General features: G+C 71.2%; 18 protein-coding genes. 7 read left to right on the top strand and 11 right to left on the bottom strand.

Annotation, left to right across the window (positions count from 1 at the left end):
• Nucleotides 1-2: 2 nt before the first annotated feature.
• Nucleotides 3-230, top strand: coding sequence for a zinc ribbon domain-containing protein (locus BJP40_RS19075; protein ID WP_071281379.1), 228 nt, complete (start codon nucleotides 3-5; stop codon nucleotides 228-230).
• Nucleotides 231-581: 351 nt separating this feature from the next.
• Here the strand turns inward: BJP40_RS19075 and BJP40_RS19070 are convergent, their stop codons facing one another.
• Genes BJP40_RS19070 through BJP40_RS19055 form a run of 3 tightly spaced genes read right to left on the bottom strand, consistent with a single transcriptional unit; the run spans nucleotide 582 to nucleotide 5,503 of the window.
• Nucleotides 582-1,418 carry an HAD family hydrolase gene (locus BJP40_RS19070; RefSeq protein WP_071281378.1) on the bottom strand — a complete coding sequence of 279 codons (837 nt, stop codon included), beginning with the start codon at nucleotides 1,416-1,418 and terminating at the stop codon, nucleotides 582-584.
• Nucleotides 1,415-4,261: a phosphoribosyltransferase gene (locus tag BJP40_RS35705; protein ID WP_226962674.1), complete on the bottom strand. Its 2,847-nt coding sequence runs from the start codon at nucleotides 4,259-4,261 to the stop codon at nucleotides 1,415-1,417. The genes BJP40_RS19070 and BJP40_RS35705 overlap by 4 nt, the downstream gene beginning before the upstream one ends.
• 54 nt (nucleotides 4,262-4,315) lie before the next feature.
• On the bottom strand, nucleotides 4,316-5,503 hold the full coding sequence (locus BJP40_RS19055; protein WP_071281377.1) for an HpcH/HpaI aldolase/citrate lyase family protein: 1,188 nt from the start codon (nucleotides 5,501-5,503) through the stop codon (nucleotides 4,316-4,318).
• A 529-nt stretch (nucleotides 5,504-6,032) separates the two neighbouring features.
• On the opposite strand from BJP40_RS19055, the gene BJP40_RS19050 reads away from it, so the two are divergent.
• Nucleotides 6,033-7,049 (top strand): TerD family protein, encoded by a 1,017-nt coding sequence (locus BJP40_RS19050; protein ID WP_071281376.1) that lies wholly within the window; start codon nucleotides 6,033-6,035, stop codon nucleotides 7,047-7,049.
• A 217-nt stretch (nucleotides 7,050-7,266) separates the two neighbouring features.
• Here the strand turns inward: BJP40_RS19050 and BJP40_RS19045 are convergent, their stop codons facing one another.
• The 6 genes from BJP40_RS19045 to BJP40_RS19020 form a co-directional block, all read right to left on the bottom strand.
• Entirely contained in the window at nucleotides 7,267-8,007 is a 741-nt protein-coding gene (locus tag BJP40_RS19045; protein WP_071281375.1) for a Tellurium resistance, read from the bottom strand.
• 144 nt (nucleotides 8,008-8,151) lie between these two features.
• Entirely contained in the window at nucleotides 8,152-9,297 is a 1,146-nt protein-coding gene (locus BJP40_RS19040) for a DUF475 domain-containing protein (protein ID WP_071271013.1), read from the bottom strand.
• Between the two features lie 112 nt (nucleotides 9,298-9,409).
• Nucleotides 9,410-9,985, bottom strand: a complete 576-nt coding sequence (locus tag BJP40_RS19035) for a TerD family protein (RefSeq protein ID WP_071281390.1) — start codon at nucleotides 9,983-9,985, stop codon at nucleotides 9,410-9,412.
• Nucleotides 9,986-10,204: 219 nt separating this feature from the next.
• Nucleotides 10,205-10,780, bottom strand: a complete 576-nt coding sequence (locus BJP40_RS19030; RefSeq protein ID WP_071271031.1) for a TerD family protein — start codon at nucleotides 10,778-10,780, stop codon at nucleotides 10,205-10,207.
• Nucleotides 10,781-10,941: 161 nt separating this feature from the next.
• Nucleotides 10,942-11,400 carry a peroxiredoxin gene (locus BJP40_RS19025; protein ID WP_071271010.1) on the bottom strand — a complete coding sequence of 153 codons (459 nt, stop codon included), beginning with the start codon at nucleotides 11,398-11,400 and terminating at the stop codon, nucleotides 10,942-10,944.
• Between the two features lie 106 nt (nucleotides 11,401-11,506).
• On the bottom strand, nucleotides 11,507-11,938 hold the full coding sequence (locus BJP40_RS19020) for a DUF3052 domain-containing protein (protein ID WP_071271007.1): 432 nt from the start codon (nucleotides 11,936-11,938) through the stop codon (nucleotides 11,507-11,509).
• 481 nt (nucleotides 11,939-12,419) lie between these two features.
• Here BJP40_RS19020 and aceE point away from each other — a divergent pair, with 481 nt between their 5' ends.
• Nucleotides 12,420-15,167, top strand: coding sequence for a pyruvate dehydrogenase (acetyl-transferring), homodimeric type (aceE, locus tag BJP40_RS19015; RefSeq protein WP_071281374.1), 2,748 nt, complete (start codon nucleotides 12,420-12,422; stop codon nucleotides 15,165-15,167).
• A gap of 93 nt (nucleotides 15,168-15,260) precedes the next feature.
• On the top strand, nucleotides 15,261-16,100 hold the full coding sequence (locus BJP40_RS19010; RefSeq protein ID WP_079169444.1) for a potassium channel family protein: 840 nt from the start codon (nucleotides 15,261-15,263) through the stop codon (nucleotides 16,098-16,100).
• On the opposite strand, the gene BJP40_RS19005 is transcribed toward BJP40_RS19010, so the two are convergent.
• Together BJP40_RS19005 and BJP40_RS19000 are read right to left on the bottom strand one after the other, a co-directional pair.
• The gene (locus BJP40_RS19005) at nucleotides 16,081-16,473 is read right to left on the bottom strand and encodes a peptidase inhibitor family I36 protein (protein ID WP_071281373.1); all 393 of its coding nucleotides are present in this window, start codon (nucleotides 16,471-16,473) and stop codon (nucleotides 16,081-16,083) included. The two genes, BJP40_RS19010 and BJP40_RS19005, sit on opposite strands and share 20 nt — an antisense overlap.
• A 201-nt stretch (nucleotides 16,474-16,674) precedes the next feature.
• Nucleotides 16,675-18,282 (bottom strand): MFS transporter, encoded by a 1,608-nt coding sequence (locus BJP40_RS19000; protein ID WP_071281372.1) that lies wholly within the window; start codon nucleotides 18,280-18,282, stop codon nucleotides 16,675-16,677.
• Nucleotides 18,283-18,398: 116 nt separating this feature from the next.
• Here BJP40_RS19000 and BJP40_RS18995 point away from each other — a divergent pair, with 116 nt between their 5' ends.
• The 3 genes from BJP40_RS18995 (at nucleotide 18,399) to BJP40_RS18985 (ending at nucleotide 21,366) form a co-directional block, all read left to right on the top strand.
• Nucleotides 18,399-19,091: a TetR/AcrR family transcriptional regulator gene (locus tag BJP40_RS18995; protein ID WP_071281371.1), complete on the top strand. Its 693-nt coding sequence runs from the start codon at nucleotides 18,399-18,401 to the stop codon at nucleotides 19,089-19,091.
• A gap of 99 nt (nucleotides 19,092-19,190) precedes the next feature.
• Nucleotides 19,191-20,414 carry an alpha/beta hydrolase gene (locus BJP40_RS18990; protein ID WP_071281370.1) on the top strand — a complete coding sequence of 408 codons (1,224 nt, stop codon included), beginning with the start codon at nucleotides 19,191-19,193 and terminating at the stop codon, nucleotides 20,412-20,414.
• A gap of 85 nt (nucleotides 20,415-20,499) precedes the next feature.
• A complete protein-coding gene (locus tag BJP40_RS18985; RefSeq protein WP_177204420.1) occupies nucleotides 20,500-21,366 on the top strand; it encodes a DUF4429 domain-containing protein in 867 nt (288 codons plus the stop codon).
• The last annotated feature ends 113 nt before the right edge of the window (nucleotides 21,367-21,479 follow it).

Genomic DNA, 21,479 nt, shown 5'->3' with positions numbered 1-21,479 from the left:
GTATGCCTCGATACGAATACCGCTGCCGCACCTGCGGCGACACGTTCGAACTGAGCCGTCCCATGGCGGAGTCCGCCGCGCCCGCCGCCTGCCCCGCCGGGCACGGTGACACGGTCAAGCTGCTGTCCGCGGTCGCGGTCGGCGGTACGGCCGCCGCCGCGCCGCGGCCGTCCGGTGGCGGAGGCGGTGGCGGAGGCGGCTGCTGTGGTGGCGGGTGCTGCGGAGGCTGACGCCCGGCGGCGAAGCCCGCTGACGGCAGGGCCTGAAGGTGCCTGCCCCCCGCGGGCGAAAGGCCGCTGGTGGCTGGAGGCGGGGGCCGCTGACGCCTGGGAGGCGGTGGCGGCTACGGCAGGCGGCTGAGGCCCGGCAGCGTGGGGCGGTACTGCGGTGCCGGGGCCGTCCGGTGGTGGAGGCGGCGGGGCCGAGCGCAGGAGTCAGGGAGCGGGAGGCCGACTCCTGCGGCTCGGCTCGTGAGCACGGCTCCCTGGACCGGACGCCGCCGGAGCCGGGAACGGACGGCGGCCTGCGCTCCACTGCGCCGCGCCGCCGGCGGACACCGCACACACCACACACCACACCGGTCAGACCGCCGCGGCCGCCGCGGCCGCCGCGATGAATCGGCGCAGGATCTCCTCCCCCGCCAGCACGCCACGTGCCGTCAGCGCCTCCACGTGGTCGGCGCTCCACCGCGCGTCGGCGAGCTCGCCGTGGCCCGGCCGCCAGCCCCGGTCGGCGGCGAGCAGCAGGTCCGCGTCGAGCAGCGAGTCGCCCGCCGCGAGGACGGTGCCCGCCCCCGTGCGGCGCGCGACTTCCCGCACGGCCGCGCTCTTCGTGAGGGGCTTGGGCACCGCGTACACCTTGCGGCCCTGCAGGGACACCGTCCAGCCGCGGGCCTCCGCCCAGGCGCCGAGTTCGGCCAGCCATCCTTCCGGCAGCAGCGCCCGCTCCACGACCAGGTAGGCGAACAGGTCCTCCGCCACGCGCTCCTTCAGCAGCCACGCGGGGTCGGCGACGGCCAGCAGATGTGCCCGTACCTCGTCGAGCGGGGCGCAGTCGGCGTCGATCCTGGCGTCGACGGCCGCCCGCCAGTCGGGGTCCGGCACTCCGTCGACGAGCAGGTGGCCGCCGTTGGCGCACACCGCGTACCGGGGTGGCGGGCCGGGGAGCCGCACCCGCACGTACTGCTCGCGGGTCCGCGTGGTCACGGGCAGGAACGCGGCGGTGCCCGCCAGCTCTCCGAGCAGTGCGGCGGCGGCCTCCGTGACGTACGACAGCGGCCTGCCCTCGTAGACCTCCACGCAGAGCAGGCGCGGCGCCAGCCGGTCGGGGGCGGCGAGGGCCAGGGCCGCCGCCGAGTAGATCAGGGTGCGGTCCAGGTCGCTGGCGACCAGGACGGAGGGGTGCGCGGTGGGCCTCACGGGGCGGTCACCGCCTTGCCGTCGGAGCCGGTCGCGCCACGGGTGTACTGCGGGTGGATCAGGCCGACGCACGTGTACGGCAGGCCGTCGACCTCCTCCACGGGTACGCCGCGCTGCTCGGCCAGGAGCCGTACGTGGTCGAGGTCCGGTCCCGCGCCGCGCCGCGCGAGCACCTTCCAGGGGACGCGGCGCAGCAGCACCCGGGTGGTCTCCCCCACGCCGGGCTTCACCAGGTTCACGTCGTGGATGCCGTACTCCTCGCTGATGCGCTCGACGGCCTTCCAGCCGGCCCAGGTGGGCGTGCGGTCGGCGGCGAGGAGCCGCGCCGCGTCCTGCGCGACGGCTTCCGCGACCTCGGCGAAACGGTCGGAGACCGCGTCCAGGAAGTCGCCGGAGACATCGGCTCCGGCGAGCTCGCGGTAGTACTTGGCGCCGTGGTAGTCGTCCGGGCCGACCAGGTCGGCGCGCAGCACGGTACGGGAGACCAGCCCGGACACCGTGGAGTTGAGGCAGGCGGACGGAATGAGGAAGTCCTCGCGGGTCCCGTACGTGCGGACGCAGGAGCCGGGGTCCGCGAGGACGGCGATCTCGGGGTCGAAGCCGGGGAAGCCTGCGAGGGCGGCGGCGAGCTCGCGGGTGATGGCGCCCTTGCCCGTCCAGCCGTCGACGAACACCACGTCGGCCGGGTCGTGGTGGGCGCGCAGCCAGCGCAGGGCGTTGGCGTCGACGCCCCGGCCGCGGACGATGGACACGGCGTAGTGCGGCAGGTCCAGGCCGTGGCGGGCTTGCGCCCAGCGGCGCATCAGGACGCCGACGGGGGTGCCCGCGCGCGCCAGGGACACCAGCACGGGGCGCGGGGACCGCTCGGCCAGCACCGTCTCGGTGACGGCTCCGACGGCTCGGGCGATGCGGACGGCCGAGGTGTCCAGCGCGGCGTGGAACAGCTTCTGGTAGCGGTCGCTGGGCTGGTACTCGATGGGGAGCGACTCGGCGTAGTGCGCGCCTCCGCGTTGGACGGCCTCCTCGCGTTCCTCCGTGGGGGCCTCCAGTTCGACGCCGGAGAGGTCCTGGAGGAGCCAGCCGACCTCGTCGGGGGCGTAGGAGGAGAACGCGGGACCGCGCAGGGGCTCGGGCAGCATGCTGGTGCTTCTCTCGTGGGCGGCCGCCGCCGCGGCGGCCGGGCCGTACGGCGGGATGGGCGCGGGCGCGGGCGGGGCCGCGGGCGGCTGTCCGGAGACCGGGGTGGGCGGGACGGCGGCTGCGCTCGCCGGACCGGAACCGGCGGACCTCAGGTGCGGATTGACGAGGACTGCCTCCGGACCATCGGACTTCAGGTGCCGATCAACGAGCGGCGCCTCCGGACCGGCGGGCGGCGCGGTGGGTGGCGTCACCGGGTCCGGGGCGAGCAGGGGGGCACCGGGCGCGGACCCGTTCGCGAGCCCGGAGGAGGACACGGACCCGTTCGCGAGCCCCGAGGAGGACACGGACCCGTTCGCGAGCCCCGAGGAGGACACGGACCCGTTCGCGGGCACGTACGACGGTACGGTCGCGAGGACCACGTGCGGGACGTGGGCCACGAGCTGTGCCAGGAGGCCGCTGCCGGGCTCGCGCAGGGCGGGGGTGTCGGCCGTCGAGTCCACGACGACGGCGACCGCGTCGAAGCCGCCGCCCGCCACGTTGTAGGCGTACCGGTCGCCCGGTCCGTCGGCGGGGTCGTCGTGTGCGGGGAACACGAGGCGCGTGCGGATGGCGTAGCCGGGGTCGTCGACGGCCAGGACGGGTGAGCGAGTCGTCGTGGAGAACCGCACGTCCACGTGCGGGGCCCGGTCCTCCAGCGCGCCGGCCAGCGCGAGAGGCACGTACATCAACTCCTCGCAGCCGAGGACGAGGACGCGGCGCGGCGCGGCGCCCCCGCGCGGCACGAGCGCCTCCGCCAGGCGGGCGGCCATCCCGGGCAGTGCCGCGCCGAGGGCGGCCCTGTGCTCCCGGGTGAAGCCGTGGCGGCCTCCGTCCGGCAGCCCGGCCGGCCACCCCAGGTCCACCGTTCGTACGGTGGCGGGGTCGCCGGCCAGTGCGGGCGGCGGGGTGCGGTGGGCGGCGACGAGGGCACGGCCCTTCTCCAGGACGCCGTCCGGCAGCCGCACCGTCCCGGCGGCGAGCGCCACCAGGTCCACTCGTGCCCCGATCGTGCCGGCGAACTCCTCCAGTCGGCGGCGGTCGGCCGGCGACCGCATGTCGACCAGCGCCACGATCACGTACCGCTCGCGAGGATGGCGCTCGTGCAGGACGCGGATGGTGTTCAGCACGGTGTTGCCGGTCGAGAACTCGTCGTCGACGAGTACCAGCGGGCCCGGCCGGGACAGCAGCCTCGGGTCGGACGGCAGGAGCAGGTGGGACGTGTGGTGCGAGTGGGATTCCTCGAACCCCGCCGCCCGCGCGACGCCGGGTACGGGCCGCCGGGTGGAGTGCAGGTACGGGGCGAGGGCCAGTCCGTCGGCGACGCAGTGGCCCAGGCCGGTCGCCGTCTCCGCGTACCCGAGGACGACGGCACGGCGCGCGTCGGCGTCGCCCAGCAGGTCGCGTACGCGACGCCCGAGGTCGTACCCGGAGCGGCGCACGACGGCCGGACTCTGCGGAACGTGCTTGCCGAGCACGCGGGAGACCAGCAGGTGTGCGCGCTTGGGGTTGTCTCGCAGGGCCAGTCCCAGGAGCTGCGTCAGCCGGCCGGTGTCCTCCCCGCGGAGTTCGACGCCGAGCCGTTCGGCCACCCATGTTCCGGTCCACGCCGTGCTCTGAATGACGTGCCTCCTCTTCTCGTGCTCGCTGTTCTCGTGCTCTCGCATCTCACACTTCTCGCGTCCCGTGCGGCCCTGGGGCCCGGTGCTTCACGTCCGTTCTCACGGCACTGCCAGGCCCGCCGCGAGCAGGTCGACGAACCCGACGTCCGACTTGGCGACGCCGAACACCTCCGCGCGGCGGAGGGTGCGCTCGGCCCAGGCGCGGTGCGGCTTCACCTCGTTCATCTTGTTCGTGTAGGCGGAACGCATGACCCCGCCGCCGTTGCGTCCGGGGTGCAGTATGTCCTGGGCGTCGCTGTACTCCTCGTGGCTGACGACCGAGAGCGCGTGCACGGGCTGGACGTGGGACGGGTGGATGCAGGTCTTGCCGAGGAGGCCGTTGGCGCGGTCGAGTTCTATCTCGCGCAGCAGGCCGTCCAGGTCGTGTTCGATGAGCGCGGTCCGCAGCTCGTCGGCCCGGCCCTCCATGAAGGGGCTGCGACGCAGCATGGGCTTGAACATGCGCTCCTGGAGGCGGAAGTACTCCCACACGGGCCCGGTGATGGTGAAGCCGTTGCCGTCGGCGCGCCCGAGGACGTTGACGACGTCCGCGATGACGTGGGCGACGATCTGCACGTCGTACGCGGTCATGTCGGGTGAGCGGCGCAGCCCGTACGCCGAGCAGAAGTCGGTGACGCCGAGGCGGAGCGCGAGGACGCGGTCGCGGTGCGCGGTGACGGAGCGGGCGATTCCGGCGAGGGTGTCGACGCGGGATTCCAGGTGGAGCAGTTCCGGGGACTCCAGCACGGGCATGGCGTAGAGGGGCCGCCCGGCGAGCGCGTCGGCCGTGGCGGGGTCCGCCTCCGCCTGGGCGAGGGCTTCCAGGAAGGGTGTGCCGTGCTTCTCGGTGAACTTGGGCAGCACGAACCCGGACAGCAGCCGCACGGCGGGGCCGAGGCGCCTGGTGAGGTCCGTGATCTGCGCGGCATCGCGGACACGGACGAAGAGCAGCGGCCGTTCGGCGTCCCGCGCTGCCAGGTCGGTGAGCTGGTGGACGAGGTTCGCCTCGGCGGCTTCGACGTCGCCGTCGCCGATCGAGTCCTCCAGGCAGAGAACCATGGACACGACACCCCGCGCGACCTGCTTCAGGATGTCGTCCGCCAGGTGGGGGCGGGTGGCGGGGCTGTAGAGGGTCGCTCCGAGGGCCACCGAGAGGAGCGACGCCGGGGAGGCGGCGTCGAAGACGCAGGGCTGCCGATGGAAGAGCCCGGCACGGGCAGCGGCAGAGATATGCCCGAAATGACGCATGCGGTGTCCCCGTACGGCGGTGGCGTTCTGGTCGTGGTGTCTGGATCGCTCTGATGATGTGTGGCCGGTAATAGTACGTAGGAGGAGGTGTCGCCGGTTCCCCGGTGACGTGAACACCGTATGTCGCCGGACCGCACGCGCGAGGCGGGGTCGGCGACCCCGGCCATGCGGCCGGGGCGGGGCGGGCAGGCAACCCGTGCGACCCTGGCCGGTCGGCGAGGCGGCCCGGTCCCGGGGCGGCGGGAGGCGCACAGCCAGGTACGGCGGAAGGCGGTCCGTCCACCGCGGCGCGCCCAGCGGACGGCCCGACCACCGCTGGGCGAGGAGACCGGCCTGACCGCGGTAAGAACGGACCCGGTCACGACCCGACTGCGGCACGGGGCGGCGAGGCGGACCGACGTCGGCGCGGGGCGGGTCGCGGCCCGCCCTCGGCAGGAGGCGCGGAAGCGGACCCACCGCGGCATGGGGCGGACAGAGAGCCGGCCGCCGTACGGCCCCGCGTTGTCCGCCGGGGTGGCGGCCAGGCAGGATGACGCCCATGACGCACACGATGCTGAAGGGCTCGAACGTCCCGCTCGACACCGCGGCCGTGCGGGCCGTGCTGCGGTGGACACCTGGCCCGGGGGTCCCGGACGTGGACGCCTCGGCCCTGCTGCTCGGCCCCGACGGGCGAGTGCGTTCCGACGAGGACTTCGTCTTCTACAACCAGCCGCGCCACCCCTCCGGACTGGTGCGGCACCTGCCGAAGAAGCGGGTGGAGGACGGGCTGACGGACACGGTCAGGGCGGACCTGTCGGGGCTCGACGCGTCGGTGGACCAGATCGTGCTGGCCGCCTCCTCCGACGGGGACACGTTCGCGCACGTACCGGACCTCAGGATCGAGGTGTACGACGCAGCCGCCGATCCCGGCGTCGAGGGCGCCGGGCCGCTCGCGGTGTTCGAGGTGCGGCCGGAGACGGGTGAGGAGACAGCCATCATCTGCGGCGAGCTGTACCGCCGGGGCGAGGGCTGGAAGTTCCGGGCCGTGGGTCAGGGCTACCCGACGGGGTTGATCGGACTGGCCACGGCGTTCGGCATCTCGGTGGAGGAGAGCGAGGAGGAGGGCGCGACCGCCTCCACGGACGCGTCCCTTGCCGCGGCGGGCGAGGAAAGCACCTCGGGCCTCCCGGACGCCGGCCGGTCGGACCCCGGTCCCGGCGCTGCCGCCGACACCGGGACCGGCGGGGCCGCCACAACGCCCGCGGCGACGCCGGACGACGCCACCGCCGCCCTCCCCGCCCGCCCACCGGCGCCGGCAGCCCCGCTGCCGGACGTTCCGCCCATGCCGACGGCGCCGCCCGCGTACGGCTACCCGCACGCCGCCGCGGCGGCGGCCCCACCGGCGTACGGCTACCCCCAGCCCACGTCGGCGCCTCCGCACGGCTCGCCGCAGCCCGGCTACGGATATCCGCAGCCGGCAGCGGGACCGGGCCCGGTCACGGGGGCGCCCGCCCCGGATCCGCAGTTCCTGTTGCCGCCCATGGGACCGCAGTTCCTTCGTCTCTGAGAGTGCTGGGCCGCCGGGACCACGGTGGGGAACGGCCACGTGCCGGCACGCACCGCCACCACGGGAGCCGCCGCACGCAGCAGTTCCGCACGCCGCCTTGCTGCCCGTACGGGGGCCGGGTCCGCCCGGTCCCGGTGCCCCGTGGCGGTGGTGCCGCGCGGTGGCGGTGCCGCGCCCGGTCTCCGTGGAACGGGCCGGCCACCCACCCCGCCGGTGTTCACGCCTTGGTCGGCTTGAAGCCGCGCCCCCACTGCATGCCCCACCCGTACATCCGGTCCAGCTCGCCCTGGAAGCCGTAGACGAACTGCACCTCGCGCCGGACCAGCAGGTCGCCCTTGACGTTCTCCAGCAGGAACACGGCGCAGGAACGCGCCTCGGGGGCGCGTTCGTCGAGTGCTATCTCGATACGGGGCCCGCTGCTCGGGAACAGAGTCATCGTGGCGTGGGTGCGGTCGAAGGCCGGGGTCTGGTCGTAGATGTAGACGAAGAACAGCAGGCGCTTGATGGAGTCGCGGTGGTCGAGGTTGACGAAGATCGTCTCGCCTGACCCCGAACCGAACCGGTCGTCCCCCGTGAGCTTGACGTACGGCGGTTCGTTCAGATCGCCGAAGTGGCCGCCCAGCGGCTGGACGACGCCCTTGCTGCCGTCGGCGAGCTCGTACAGGCAGCCGATGTCGAGGTCCACGGTCGCCATGCCCTGCGTGTGCGCCTGGATGGGCTCCGGCTGGAACAGCTTGAGGGGGTGCCGCAGCAGGCGTCCGCTCTGCCGTGACCTCCCCCCCAGGTCGGACGTCCGCATCTGCCAGGACAGGTTGACGCGGAGGTTGCCGGTCGCGGCGCCCTGCTTGGTCAGTGAGACGGTCGGCCGGCGGCTGGTGAGGCCGATCGTGTTGCTCGACGCGCCGCCCATGTCGAACTGCGCCGCGCGGTTCGGTCGGAGACCGTCCAGCAATCCCATGTTCCACCCCCATGTCCTACGGATACGCGACGGGGCGGCCGGGACCACCCGGCCGCCCCGCCCAGAAGCGTTCCGCATTGCCGGGGCGGTCACACCCCGGTGTGACGCAGCGGTCGTCACACCGGCGGCGCCGCGTCGGCGGCCTCAGACGCCGGAGGAGACCTTCGCCTTGTCGTCCGGGCCCTCGGCCTTCCCCTCGGCCAGGGCGAGGGACCTGTTGCGGCGGACCGACGACAGGAACGAAGCCCCGATGAGGAGGACGCCCAGGAGACCGGTGATGATCTCGTTGACCTCGTACTGGATGGTGACGAGCAGGATCGCGGCAAGCGCGCCGATCGCGTAGTGAGCGCCGTGCTCCAGGTACACGTACTCGTCGAGGGTGCCCTGGCGGACCAGGTAGACCGTGAGCGAGCGGACGTACATGGCACCGATACCGAGGCCGAGCGCCATCCAGAAGATGTGGTTGGTGATGGCGAAGGCGCCGATGACGCCGTCGAAGGAGAACGAGGCGTCCAGGACCTCCAGGTACAGGAACAGGAAGAAGGCCGCCTTGCCCGCCAGCCCCACAGCGGAGACCGGCTTGCCCTCGCGTTGCGCCTGCTCCTCCTCCTCGTGCTCGCGCTCCTCTTCCTCCTCCAGCTTGTTCTCGAAGAAGCCGGACAGGCCCCCGACGATCAGGTATGTGACGAGGCCCGCGACACCGGACAGCAGGACGGTCGCCGACTTGTCCACGGCTCCGGTGCTGGTGTGGGCGTGCGTGGCGAACGTGAGCGCGCTGCCGAGCAGGACGATCAGGGCAATGCAGACCGACAGCATGTCGACCTTGCCGAGCTTCGCCAGGGGGCGTTCCAGCCAGGTCAGCCAGGTGAACTCGCGCTCTTCGAAGATGAAGTCGAGGAAGATCATCAAGAGGAACATTCCGCCGAACGCCGCGATGGCCGCGTGCGCGTCGGTGACGAGATCCTCGTACTGGTCGGGCTTGTCCAGCGCCAGCTGGACGGCTTCGATCGGGCCGACGCTGGCGCTGACGGCGACGATCACGACGGGGAAGACCAGCCGCATTCCGAAGACCGCGATCAGGATGCCGATGGTCAGGAAGATGCGCTGCCAGAAGGCGTTCATCTTCTTGAGGATTCCGGCGTTGACGACCGCGTTGTCGAAGGAGAGGGAGATCTCAAGGATGGACAGGATCAGGACGATCCCGAACGCCTCCCACCCCCACGCCCAGGCGGCGAAGGCAAGGCCGCCCGCCGTGACGGCGAACGACCACCCGAAGGTTTTCAGAACCACTGGCTACCCAATCGTGTCGGGGGTCCTCCCGGACATGACTCCGCGGAGGGGCCCTGGACCAGGCTGCTCCGCGCAGAGTTCGCCGGGCCGTGAACGAACCCTGAAACTGGCTTTACGCGACATTGACCCCGAAGTCTAGAGCGATGCCGCGGAGCCCGGACGCGTACCCCTGGCCCACCGCCCGGAACTTCCATTCGCCGCCGTACCGGTAGAGCTCACCGAAGATCATCGCGGTTTCCGTGGAGGCGTCCTCGGTGAGGTCGTAGCGGGCCAGCTCCTGACCGTCGGCCTGGTTCACGACGCGGATGAACGCGTTGCTGACCTGCCCGAACGTCTGCCCCCTGTTGTCGGCCTCATGGATCGAGACCGGGAAGATGATCTTGTCGCAGTGGGCGGGAACCATGTCGAGGTCGACGATCAGCGACTCGTCGTCGCCGTCGCCCTCGCCCGTGAGGTTGTCCCCGGTGTGCCGCACGGAGCCGTCCGGGCTGACGAGGTTGTTGTAGAAGACGAACCACTCGTCGCCGAGGATCCTGCCGGCCTGGCAGAGAAGAGCGCTGGCGTCGAGGTCGAAAGGTGCTCCGGTGGTGGAGCGTGCGTCCCAGCCGAGTCCGACCATGACCTGGGTCAGATCAGGTGCGACCTTGGAGAGGGAGACGTTGCCTCCCTTGGCGAGCGTGACGCCCATGAGATGTTCCTCCCCGATGACGTGCTGCATGTCGTACATCCATGTGACGCCGGTGCGCAAGGCGTGCGTGCACCCTCTGCCCGTGCGGTGCCCCCCGTGCGGTGCGTCGCGTGGTGTTCGCCCTCATCGTGCCCCGCTGCCGGCGTCCTTGCACCGGCCGCGGGGAGAGGGGCTCGTCCGGCGCCGCGCGATGCGGCGCCGGACGGGGATCGCGGCGGCTCAGACGTTGACGCCGAAGTCCTGCGCGATGCCGCGCAGGCCGGAGGCGTACCCCTGGCCGATGGCGCGGAACTTCCACTCCGCGCCGTGGCGGTACAGCTCGCCGAAGACCATCGCGGTCTCCGTCGAGGCGTCCTCACTGAGGTCGTAGCGCGCCAGCTCCTCGTTGTTGGCCTGGTTCACCACGCGGATGAACGCGTTGCGGACCTGGCCGAAGGACTGCTGGCGGGTCTCGGCGTCGTAGATCGAGACCGGGAAGACGATCTTGTCGACGTCGGCCGGGACGGTGGCGAGGCTGACCTTGATCTGCTCGTCGTCGCCCTCGCCCTCACCGGTGAGGTTGTCCCCGGTGTGCTCGACCGAACCGTCGGCGCTCTTCAGGTTGTTGAAGAAGACGAAGTTGCCGTCGACGGCGACCTTGCCCTGGGCGTTGAGCAGCAGGGCACTGGCGTCCAGGTCGAAGTCCGTACCGGTGGTGGTGCGGACGTCCCAGCCGAGACCGACGGTGACGGCGGTCAGGTTGGGCGCGGCCTTGGTCAGCGAGACGTTGCCGCCCTTGCTGAGGCTGACTCCCACGAGTCCCTCCATTGGTTTCCAGGGGCAGCGCCCCCGTCGTGCGTTGGCATCGGATCAACGAATGGATCCTAGTAACGGGTTCCCGCCGCCGGCAGGCTCTTGACCGGCAGGGCCGGAGTGTCGGCTCCCGGCGGTCGCGCGGGCCTGGGGGCGCGGGCCGTTCAGAGGGCTTCGAGCGCCTTGACGTACTCGTTCAGGTCGCGGGCGTCGGGCAGCGCGTTGACGACGCTCCACTGGACGACGCCGTCCTTGTCGATGATGAAGGTGCCGCGGACGGCGCAGCCCTTGTCCTCGTCGAACACGCCGTAGGCCCGGGAGACCTCGCCGTGCGGCCAGAAGTCGGACAGCAGCGGGTACTCCAGGCCCTGCTCCTCGGCGAAGACGCGGAGGCTGTGCATGGAGTCCGCGGACACGGCGAGGAGCTGCGTGTCGTCGTTGACGAACCGCGGCAGCTGGTCGCGCAGGGCGCACAGCTCGCCGGTGCAGACGCCGGTGAACGCGAAGGGGTAGAAGAGCAGGACGACGTTCTTCTCACCGCGGTAGTCACCGAGCCGCACGGTGCGCCCGTGGTTGTCCTTCAGTTCGAAGTCCGGGGCCTTCGTACCGACCTCGATCGCCATGTGGCTCACGCATCCCTTTCAGTGGACTGACACGTGGGGTCCACCCTACGCACCAGGCCCCCGCAGATGTGCTCGGCGGGGGCCTCTCGACTCGGGGATGCGGCGGTCAGCGCTTCTTCGCCGCCGCCTTGGGGGTGCTCAGGCGGCTGCCGACCCAGTCCTTGCCCGCGCTGATGCTCTTGGTCTGGGACAGGCCCGCGGTGGTGGCGGCCTCACCGATGTCACTCGGCTCGACGTAGCCGTCGCGGCCGGTCTTCGGGGTGAGCAGCAGGATGTTGCCGCCCTCCTCCATGTACGCGATGGCATCCACCAGCGCGTCGGTCAGGTCCCCGTCGTCCTCACGGAACCAGAGCACCACGGCGTCGGCCACGTCGTCGTAATCCTCGTCGACGAGCTCTGTGCCGGTAGCCGCTTCAATGGCCTCGCGGAGCTCCTGGTCGACGTCCTCGTCGTAGCCGATCTCCTGGACCACCTGGTCGGGCTGGAAACCCAGCCTTACGGCCAGGTTCGTCTCCGCGTGGTCCGCGGTCGCGCTCACGGCTTGCCTCCTGATCATGAATGGGAAAGTACTCCAGCCGCGCGCGTACGCGTGGCATGGGGCGTAGTCCACACGTGCTGGGCGGATCGCGCAAGTACCCGGCGGCGTAGACCGCCGAAACGGTGACTTTTAGGGCCGTCCTGCCGCAAGACACAGCACCCGACCCATCGCGCTCGTGACATGCACCACACCTCTTGACCCACTTTAGGGCGTTGTATGGCTGTTGCTCTCCGGGAGGTGCGTCCGGGCTCCCGCGGACGGCCCCCGGCGCGCCTCCGCATCCCCTCCCGGCCTGTCGCAGCAGGTCGGGAGCTGCGAGTTACCCATGAGTAGAGATGACGTACGGGCGCCAGGGGTAGACGATGGTGGCGACCGATCGCAAAGCCGACACTCCACACCACCCCTGACCCGCGTACCCCGCCCGTCCCGGTCCATCCCGGGACCACGATCCCCGTAGGCACCCGAGCAGCGAAGGAACAGCGTGGCTTCCGGATCCGATCGCAACCCGATCATCATTGGCGGCCTTCCCAGCCAGGTCCCGGACTTCGATCCCGAAGAGACCGGTGAGTGGCTCGACTCCCTCGACGCCGCCGTCGACGAGCGGGGCCGCGAGCGCGCCCGCTACCTCATGCTCCGCCTGATCGAGCGGGCCCGCGAGAAGCGCGTGGCCGTGCCCGAGATGCGCAGCACGGACTACGTCAACACCATCGCCACCAAGGACGAGCCGTTCTTCCCCGGCAACGAGGAGATCGAACGCCGCATCCTCAACGCGACCCGTTGGAACGCCGCCGTCATGGTCTCCCGCGCCCAGCGGCCGGGCGTCGGCGTCGGCGGCCACATCGCCACGTTCGCGTCCTCGGCATCCCTGTACGACGTGGGCTTCAACCACTTCTTCCGCGGCAAGGACGGCGGGGACGGCGGGGACCAGATCTTCTTCCAGGGGCATGCGTCGCCGGGCATCTACGCGCGCGCGTTCCTGCTGGACCGGCTGTCCGAGGAGCACCTGGACGGCTTCCGCCAGGAGAAGTCGAAGGCCCCCTACGGACTGTCCTCGTATCCGCATCCGCGGCTGATGCCGGACTTCTGGGAGTTCCCGACGGTCTCCATGGGCCTCGGCCCGATCGGCGCGATCTACCAGGCGCGCATGAACCGGTACATGGAGGCCCGTGGCATCGCCGACACCTCGCAGTCCCATGTGTGGGCGTTCCTCGGTGACGGCGAGATGGACGAGCCGGAGTCGCTGGGCCAGCTGACGCTGGCCGCCCGTGAGGGCCTGGACAACCTGACCTTCGTCGTCAACTGCAACCTGCAGCGGCTCGACGGCCCGGTGCGCGGCAACGGCAAGGTCATCCAGGAACTCGAGTCGGTGTTCCGCGGCGCCGGCTGGAACGTGATCAAGCTGATCTGGGACCGTTCCTGGGACCCGCTGCTGGCGCAGGACCGGGACGGGATCCTGGTCAACAAGATGAACACCACGCCGGACGGCCAGTTCCAGACCTACGCGACGGAGACCGGCGCCTACATCCGCGACCACTTCTTCGGCGGCGACCACCGGTTGCGCGCCATGGTGGAAGGGATGACCGACGACCAGATCCTGCACCTGGGCCGCGGCGGTCACGACCACCGGAAGATCTACGCCGCGTATGCGGCCGCCCGGGCCCACAAGGGCCAGCCGACGGTGATCCTGGCCAAGACGATCAAGGGCTGGACGCTCGGCCCGAACTTCGAGGGCCGCAACGCGACCCACCAGATGAAGAAGCTCACGGTCGACGACCTCAAGCGGTTCCGCGACCGGCTGCACCTGCCGATCTCCGACAGCGCCCTGGAGTCCGGACTTCCGCCGTACTACCACCCGGGCCGGGAGTCGGAGGAGATCCAGTACATGCACGACCGCCGCACCTCGCTGGGCGGGTACGTGCCTACCCGGGTGCTGCGGTCGAAGCCGCTGGTGCTGCCGGGCGACAAGACGTACGAGGCGATGAAGAAGGGCTCCGGCCAGCAGTCGATCGCGACGACCATGGCGTTCGTCAGGCTGCTGAAGGACCTGATGCGGGACAAGGAGATCGGCAAGCGGTTCGTGCTGATCGCGCCGGACGAGTACCGCACCTTCGGAATGGACTCGTTCTTCCCGAGCGCCAAGATCTACAACCCGCTGGGGCAGCAGTACGAGGCCGTGGACCGCGAACTGCTGCTGGCGTACAAGGAGTCGCCGACCGGCCAGATGCTGCATGACGGCATCTCGGAAGCAGGGTGCACGGCGTCCCTGATCGCGGCCGGCTCCGCCTATGCCACGCACGGCGAGCCGCTGATCCCGGTCTACGTCTTCTACTCGATGTTCGGTTTCCAGCGCACCGGAGACCAGTTCTGGCAGATGGCGGACCAGCTGGCGCGCGGTTTCGTCCTGGGTGCGACCGCGGGCCGTACGACACTGACCGGTGAAGGACTTCAGCACGCCGACGGGCACTCGCAGCTCCTGGCGTCGACGAACCCGGCCTGCGTCGCCTACGACCCGGCGTTCGGGTTCGAGATCGCCCACATCGTCAAGGACGGGCTGCGCCGGATGTACGGGTCCTCCGAGGAGCACCCGCACGGCGAGGACGTCTTCTACTACCTGACCGTGTACAACGAGCCGATCCAGCACCCGGCCGAGCCCGCCGACGTCGACGTCGAGGGGATCGTCAAGGGCATCCACCGGTTCCGCAGGGGCGAGTCGGGGACGATTCCCGCGCAGATCATGGCCTCCGGGGTCGCCGTGCCGTGGGCCCTGGAAGCACAGCGGATCCTCGCACAGGAGTGGAACGTCCGGGCCGACGTGTGGTCGGCGACGTCGTGGAACGAACTGCGCCGGGACGCGGTGCAGGCCGAGGAGTACAACCTGCTGCACCCGGAGGAAGAGGCCCGCGTTCCGTACGTGACGCGGAAGCTGTCGGGGGCCGAGGGCCCGTTCGTGGCCGTCTCCGACTGGATGCGGTCGGTTCCCGACCAGATCTCCCGCTGGGTGCCTGGCCCGTACACCTCCCTCGGTGCGGACGGCTTCGGGTTCGCGGACACCCGGGGTGCGGCCCGGCGGTACTTCCACATCGATGCCGAGTCGATCGTGCTGGCCGTGCTCACGGAGCTGTCGCGGCAGGGCAAGGTGGACCGCTCGGTGCTGAAGCAGGCGGTGGACCGCTACCGGCTGCTCGACGTCACGGCGGCCGACCCCGGTCCGGCCGGCGGCGACGCCTGACGCCTTCGCCGGGACGGCGGTTGCGGGGCGCGGCAGGGAGTCCGGGCGGGCAGGTGTCCGGGCTCTTGGCCGCGCCCCTCTACTATGCGCGGCATGAAGGAAGCGACTGCGCAGGTCCAGTGGGAGGCGCGTACACAGAGGCCGCTGCTGGCGTTGGCGCTGGCGTTCGCCGTGGCGTACTCGGTGCCGATCGTGGCGACGGACGCGGCGTCCTGGGTTCACCGGCTCTGCGCCGTGGTGGAGTGGCTGGTCTGGGGGGCCTTCGCCGTCGACTACGTCGTCCGGCTGGGCCTGAGCCGCGCACGGTGGCATTTCGTTCGGACGCACTGGCTCGACCTCCTCGCTGTCATGCTTCCGCTGATCCAGCCACTGCGGCTGCTGCGGCTGGTGTCGACACTGCTGCTCGTGGGGCGCCGGGCGCGGATGGCGTCCCAGATCAGGCTGACGACGTACGTGGTGGGCTCCGTGGCCGGGCTGATGATGTTCGGCTCGCTGGCCGTGCTCCAGGTGGAGCGGGACGCCCCGGACGGGAATATCAAGACGCTGGGTGACGCGGTCTGGTGGTCCTTCACGACCATGACGACCGTGGGCTACGGCGACCACGCGCCGACGACCGGCCTCGGCAGGCTGCTGGCGGTGGGGCTCATGCTGTCGGGCATCGCTCTGCTCGGCGTGGTGACCGCGAACATCGCCGCATGGTTCATCGCCCGCTTCGAGCGCGACGACGTGGAGGAGCGCCACAGGACGGCACTGCTGGAGGCGCTCACCCACGAGGTGCGGGAACTGCGGGCAGAGGTGGCCCGGCTCTCGTCAGAACCGGGCACCGCAGCCTCACGGCCCCTGCCCCCGCCGGACGCTCCGCTGCCGGACCAAGCGGCCGGGCCCGCGCCGGAACGGGTCGGTGGGGCGGCGGTCAGTTCTCCCAGATCTTGAACGCTCGCACCTGATACGGCGAGTGCGGCACCCAGGTGCCGCCGCCCGGATAGGTCTCGAACTCTCCGGTCTCCGCGCAGGTAGCGGACTGGTAGGTCGTGACGGGCCGGCCGGTCCTGTTGGCGACGGCGGCGGCGCTGGTGCCGGCGGGGAGCGGGACGCAACTGTCGATGTCGGTGTCGGCAAGTTCGTACGTGAGCCGCTTGCCCTTGAATCCCTCTTTCTGCCAGAGGCACAGCTGCCCGCTGCCGCACGCACCGAGGGCCGGCGGGGCGGCCACCGCCGCGGGCAGTGTGAGGGCCAGGGCTCCCGCGGTGAGGACGGCAGCCGTGACAACCGTGCGTGTGGTGGTGCGCGTGGTAGTAGAGCGCATGATGGTGATACCCCCGAGTGTGTAACTCTCCGTACTGGAAGTCTTCCCATAGCTTGACGCTCTGTGATGGGCCGGGGGAAGGGGGCACCGGCGGATCCACTCGTACGGGTGATGATGCCGAGACGCCCCGGGCCCGGCACACCGTGGGTGTGCCGGGCCCGGGGCCGACAGTGCGCGGCGCGGCGCGTCTGGTGCAGCGGGTCAGATGTGGACTCCGCCGCCGGTACCCGCGTTGGCCCCGGCTTTGGTGAGGGTGGCGACGAGAGCGGCCACGACCGCGACGCCGCCGGCGACGGCGAAGGCCAGGCCCATGCCGGACATGAACGTGTCGTGGATGACCTTGGTGATGGCGGCCAGGACCTCCGGCGTCATCCCCGGGGCCTGCGCCAGTTCGTCGGGGACGATGCCGAACTCCGCCGCTTGCTCCAGCCTGGGGTCCGGCGGGACGGGGATGCCCGCCGCCTGCCAGTTGCCACCGAACTCGGCGTTGACCTTGGAGGACATCACTGCGCCCAGCACGGCGGTGCCCAGCGCGCCACCGACCTGCATGGCCGCCTGCTGCAGGCCGCCTGCCACGCCGGAGAGCTCCAGCGGCGCGTTGCCGACGATGACCTCAGTGGCACCCACCATCACCGGGGCGAGCCCGAGGCCCAGCAGTGCGAACCACAGCGACGTGGCCAGCGTGCCCGTCTCCGAGGTGAGGGTGAGCATGCCGAACATGGCTGAGGCGGTGCAGACCATGCCGCCGACCAGCGGAATGCGCGGCCCGAACCTGGTGATGAGGGCGCCGGCCAACGGAGAGGACACGATCATCATGGCGGTCAGCGGCAGCAGCCGCAGGCCGCTGTCCACCGGGCTGAGGTCCTTGACGCCCTGGAGGTAGAACGTCACGAAGAACAGGCCGCCCATGAACGCGAACGCCATGAGGACCATGAGGACCACACCCGCGGAGAGCGGGACGGAACGGAACAGGCCCAGCGGGACGAGCGGCTCCCGCACCCGCGTCTGCCAGAGTGCGAAGAGAACGAAGAGGACAAGGGCGCCGAGCAGGAACGCCCAGGTGTTGAGGCTGCCCCAGCCCCAGCTTTCGCCGGCCTTGATGATGCCCCAGATGAGGGACGCCATCGCGGCGGACAGCAGCAGGATGCCGAGCAGGTCGAAGGAGCGCGGCGCGTTCTGCGCCCGGTGGTCCTTGAGGATGAGCAGGCCCATCACCAGCGCCAGCGCGCCGACCGGCACGTTGATGAAGAACACCGACTGCCAGCTCACGTGCTCGACGAGCAGGCCGCCGACGATCGGCCCCCCGGCCGTCGAGGCACCGATGACCATGCCCCAGATGCCGATCGCCATGTTGAGCTTCTCCGCCGGGAAGGTGGCGCGCAGCAGGCCGAGCGCGGCGGGCATCAGCAGGGCACCGAACAGGCCCTGCAGCACGCGGAAGGCGATGACCAGGGCGATCGTGTCGGAGAGGCCGATCGCGGCGGACGCCGCCGCGAAGCCGGTTATGCCTATGAGGAACGTTTGGCGGTGGCCGAAGCGGTCGCCGAGCTTCCCCGCCGTGATGAGCGCGACGGCGAGGGCGAGCAGGTAGCCGTTGGTGATCCACTGGACGTCGGCCAGCGACGCGCCGAGGTCACGCTGGATCGCCGGATTGGCGATGGCGACGATGGTGCCGTCGAGCGCGACCATCATCACACCGACGGCCACGGCGAGGAGGGTGCCCCAGGGGTGGCCGCGCAGCCCCTTGCCCGGTACAGGCACCGGTTCCGGGCCGTTCGGTGCCTTCTCGATGGTGGTCTGACCAGTCATACCGTGAGACTAAAGTCAGCGACTGACAATTGACAAAGCAATTCACACGCCGGTAACTGTCACTTCGCTCACAGCTAGGCTGAGCAGGGAAAATCCGGTGAAACGAGGGTCATGAAGTGACGGCTGAGCCGCCGACCGCCGACACGCAGGCGTCCACCGCGGGGCTGCGCGAGCGAAAGAAACAGCGCACCCGCGCCGCCCTGCTGCGCACCGCGGTGGAGCTCTTCACGACGCAGGGGTACGAGGAGACAACGATCGACGAGATCGTCGACGCGGTAGAGGTCTCGCAGCGCACCTTCTTCCGCTACTTCGCCAGCAAGGAGGAGGTGGCTTTCGCCCTTCAGCACATGGTGGAGCAGCACTTCGCGGCGGCCCTGCACGAGCGGCCCGCCCATGAGGGGCCGTTCGACGCGCTCCGCAACTCCGTGCTCGCAGCCTGGGACACCATCGGCGAGGCCATCACAGAGCTCGTCCCCATCGAGGACTACCTGCGGTTGCTACAGGTCATCGAGTCCACACCGGCGCTCCTCGCGGTCCATCTGCGCCGCTCCTTCGAGATGGAGGAGAACGTGGCCCGACTGATCGCGGAGCGGGAGGGCGTCGACGTGGACCGCGACCCGCGACCCCGGGTCGCGGTCGCCGCCTTCAGCGGCGTCATGCGCGTCACCGGCCAGTTGTGGGGCCGCCGCGAAGACACCTCTCTTGAGGCGATCCGGACGCTGACCGAGGACTACCTCGACCACCTGGGCCCCGCCTTGGCTTCCGACTGGCACACGGACCTCAGGAGCACCGCCGGTTCCCGCGCCTGACGGGAGGCGGTCTCCCCTTTCCCCTGACGGTCACAGCCAACCGTGATCTCCATCACCCTGCCCGCGGGTCGTTGCCGCCGTCTCCTAGGGTGTGCCGGAGTGACTCCCCTCCCGCCTTCCCCCACGCTCACCGTCTGGCGCGCGCTCCTCGCCCTCGCGGTGGTCTTCGTCCTCCTCGCGACGACCGGCTGGACGTCGGCACACCGACCGCGTGGGGCCGTCGGAGGTGCGGGCGGGTCCTGGGCGGAGGCCGTCGCCGGCTGGCGTGCGGAACGCGTCGGCGGCCGCGCGCTCCCCGGGACTGACGCCTCGGTGCGTGCCGTGGCCGCGTTCTTCGCCTCCCTGGGGCCCGCCGATCGGCAGCGGCTCGCCCGACGGCACCCCCTGGTCGTCGGCAACCTCAACGGCGCACCGCTTGACCTGCGATACCGGGCGAACAGGCGGTCGCTGGGCATGGCCCTGGCCAGGGAGCGGCTGCGCGTCGAGGACCAGCGACTCTCCCCCGAAGGCCGTCGGGAGGCCGCGCACCGCGTCCACCGGTTCTCCGGACTCATGAGCGAGGACCGCAGGATCCTCGCCTTCGACCCCTCGGGTACCGGCCGCGTCGCCGAAGTCATCGGTGATCTCGATCGGGCGGAGCGGGTCTCGGTGATCGTCCCGGGCGTGGACACGACGCTGATCACCTTCCAGAGGACCGCGCGGCGCTACGAGGCACCGGTCGGCATGGCCGAGTCGCTGTACGCCGCCGAGCGGGCGGCAGCACCGGGCGTGCGTACCGCCGTCATCGCGTGGGCCGACTACACCGCTCCGACCGGTGTGGGCATGGACGCGGTCACGGGGCGGCTCGCCCGGTCGGGCGCCGAACGGCTCGTAGCCATGACGGAGGGCCTGCCGGGGAACGCGCGGGTCGCCTGGCTCTGCCACAGTTACGGTTCCGTCGTGTGCGGGCTGGCGGCCCGCCGGCTGCCGTCCAGGGTGAGCGACATCGCCGTGGCGGGAAGCCCCGGGATGCGGGCCGAGCGCGCGGCCGACATCCGCGGCCACGCGCGCGTATGGACCATGCTCGACCCCGAGGACTGGATCGCGGACATGCCCCACATGGACGTCGGGGGGCTGGGCCACGGGCCTGATCCGAACGCCCCGGAGTTCGGCGCCAGACGGCTGTCCGCCTCCGGGGCGGGCGGGCACGGCGGCTACTTCCTGCCGGGCACCGACAGCGTGCGCAACCTCGCAGGGATAGGGGTCGGCGCATACGGCATCCTCCGCTGCGCGGATGCCGACGACGCCTGCAGACGAGGAATTTTCGGTACCGAGTCGGCCTGACCCGCGTAGAGCGCGGCGCGCGGCGCGCATTCCGGCACCTCTTGCAGGGGCGACGCGCGGGCGCACGCCGCATACGATGAGCCGCATGGGTGATGTGCTGGCCGGAATTCATGCCACCTGGGAGTTCGAACCCGACGCCGTGCTCATCCGCTTCGAACGGGGGATCCGCGCGCCGAAGCTGTACCAGGCGCTGCGCGAGAGACGCATCCCCCACGAAGCCCTGGCGTCGGTGGCCGTCTCCCCTGGCAAGCGGGACACCGTGGTGCTGCATGCGGTACCGCGCGCGGGTGCCGACCCGCTGATGGATGCTGCCGCGGGCCAGCTGAAGGAAGGCTGCGACCCGTACCGCCTGGTGCTGCCCGCGAACCAGGCGACCCTCGCCGAGCACTGCGCCGACCGTCTGCGGGCCCGGCTGGGCCCCGACCGCGACGAGCGGGCCGAGCGGTTCCTGGTCAGCGCGCCGGAGGCGCCGGTGCAGTTCAAGGCATACGACGGCAAGGCGTCGTTCGACGGCAGGACCGTCGTGTTCCGCTGGTTCTGGACGGGCGCGTCGTCCACGAAGTGGAAGGCAGGCGACCAGACCTTCGCGGTGAGTGAGCTGAGCGGAGTGGAATGGCGGTCGCCGGACCTCGCGGACGGCCACCTGCGGCTGCTGCTGCGGGGCCGGGAGGAGTACGAGCCTCAGCCCGACCAGGACCCGGCAGCAGTCGTGTTCGGACGCGGTTACGGTCCGGTGCACGAGTCGCTGCCGTTCGCCGCGGCGGTGCTGGAGGCGTCACGGAGACCGGGCGCAGCGGTGCCCGTGCCGGTGCCGGCTCGGGTGGCCACCGCGCGCTGCGACCCTGCGGACATCGCGGACCGTATCCGGCACCTCGGGGACCTGTACCAAGCAGGTCTCGTGACCGACGAGGAGTTCGCTTCGAAGAAGGCGCAGCTGCTCGCGGAGCTGTAGGGGGTACCGTGCGGTCCTGCGACCTCCCAGTCAGGGAGCGGGCAGGACCGGACGTACGACGGCGTCCGACGTGGACGGGCAGGCCGTAGGGTGCCTGCTGGAGATGAGCGCTA

Origin of the sequence: Streptomyces sp. CC53 (genome assembly GCF_001865245.1) — a bacterium.
Lineage (GTDB): Bacteria > Actinomycetota > Actinomycetes > Streptomycetales > Streptomycetaceae > Streptomyces.
The sequence above is the reverse complement of the archived record's forward strand: the minus strand, read 5'-3'. Positions and strand labels throughout refer to the sequence as shown.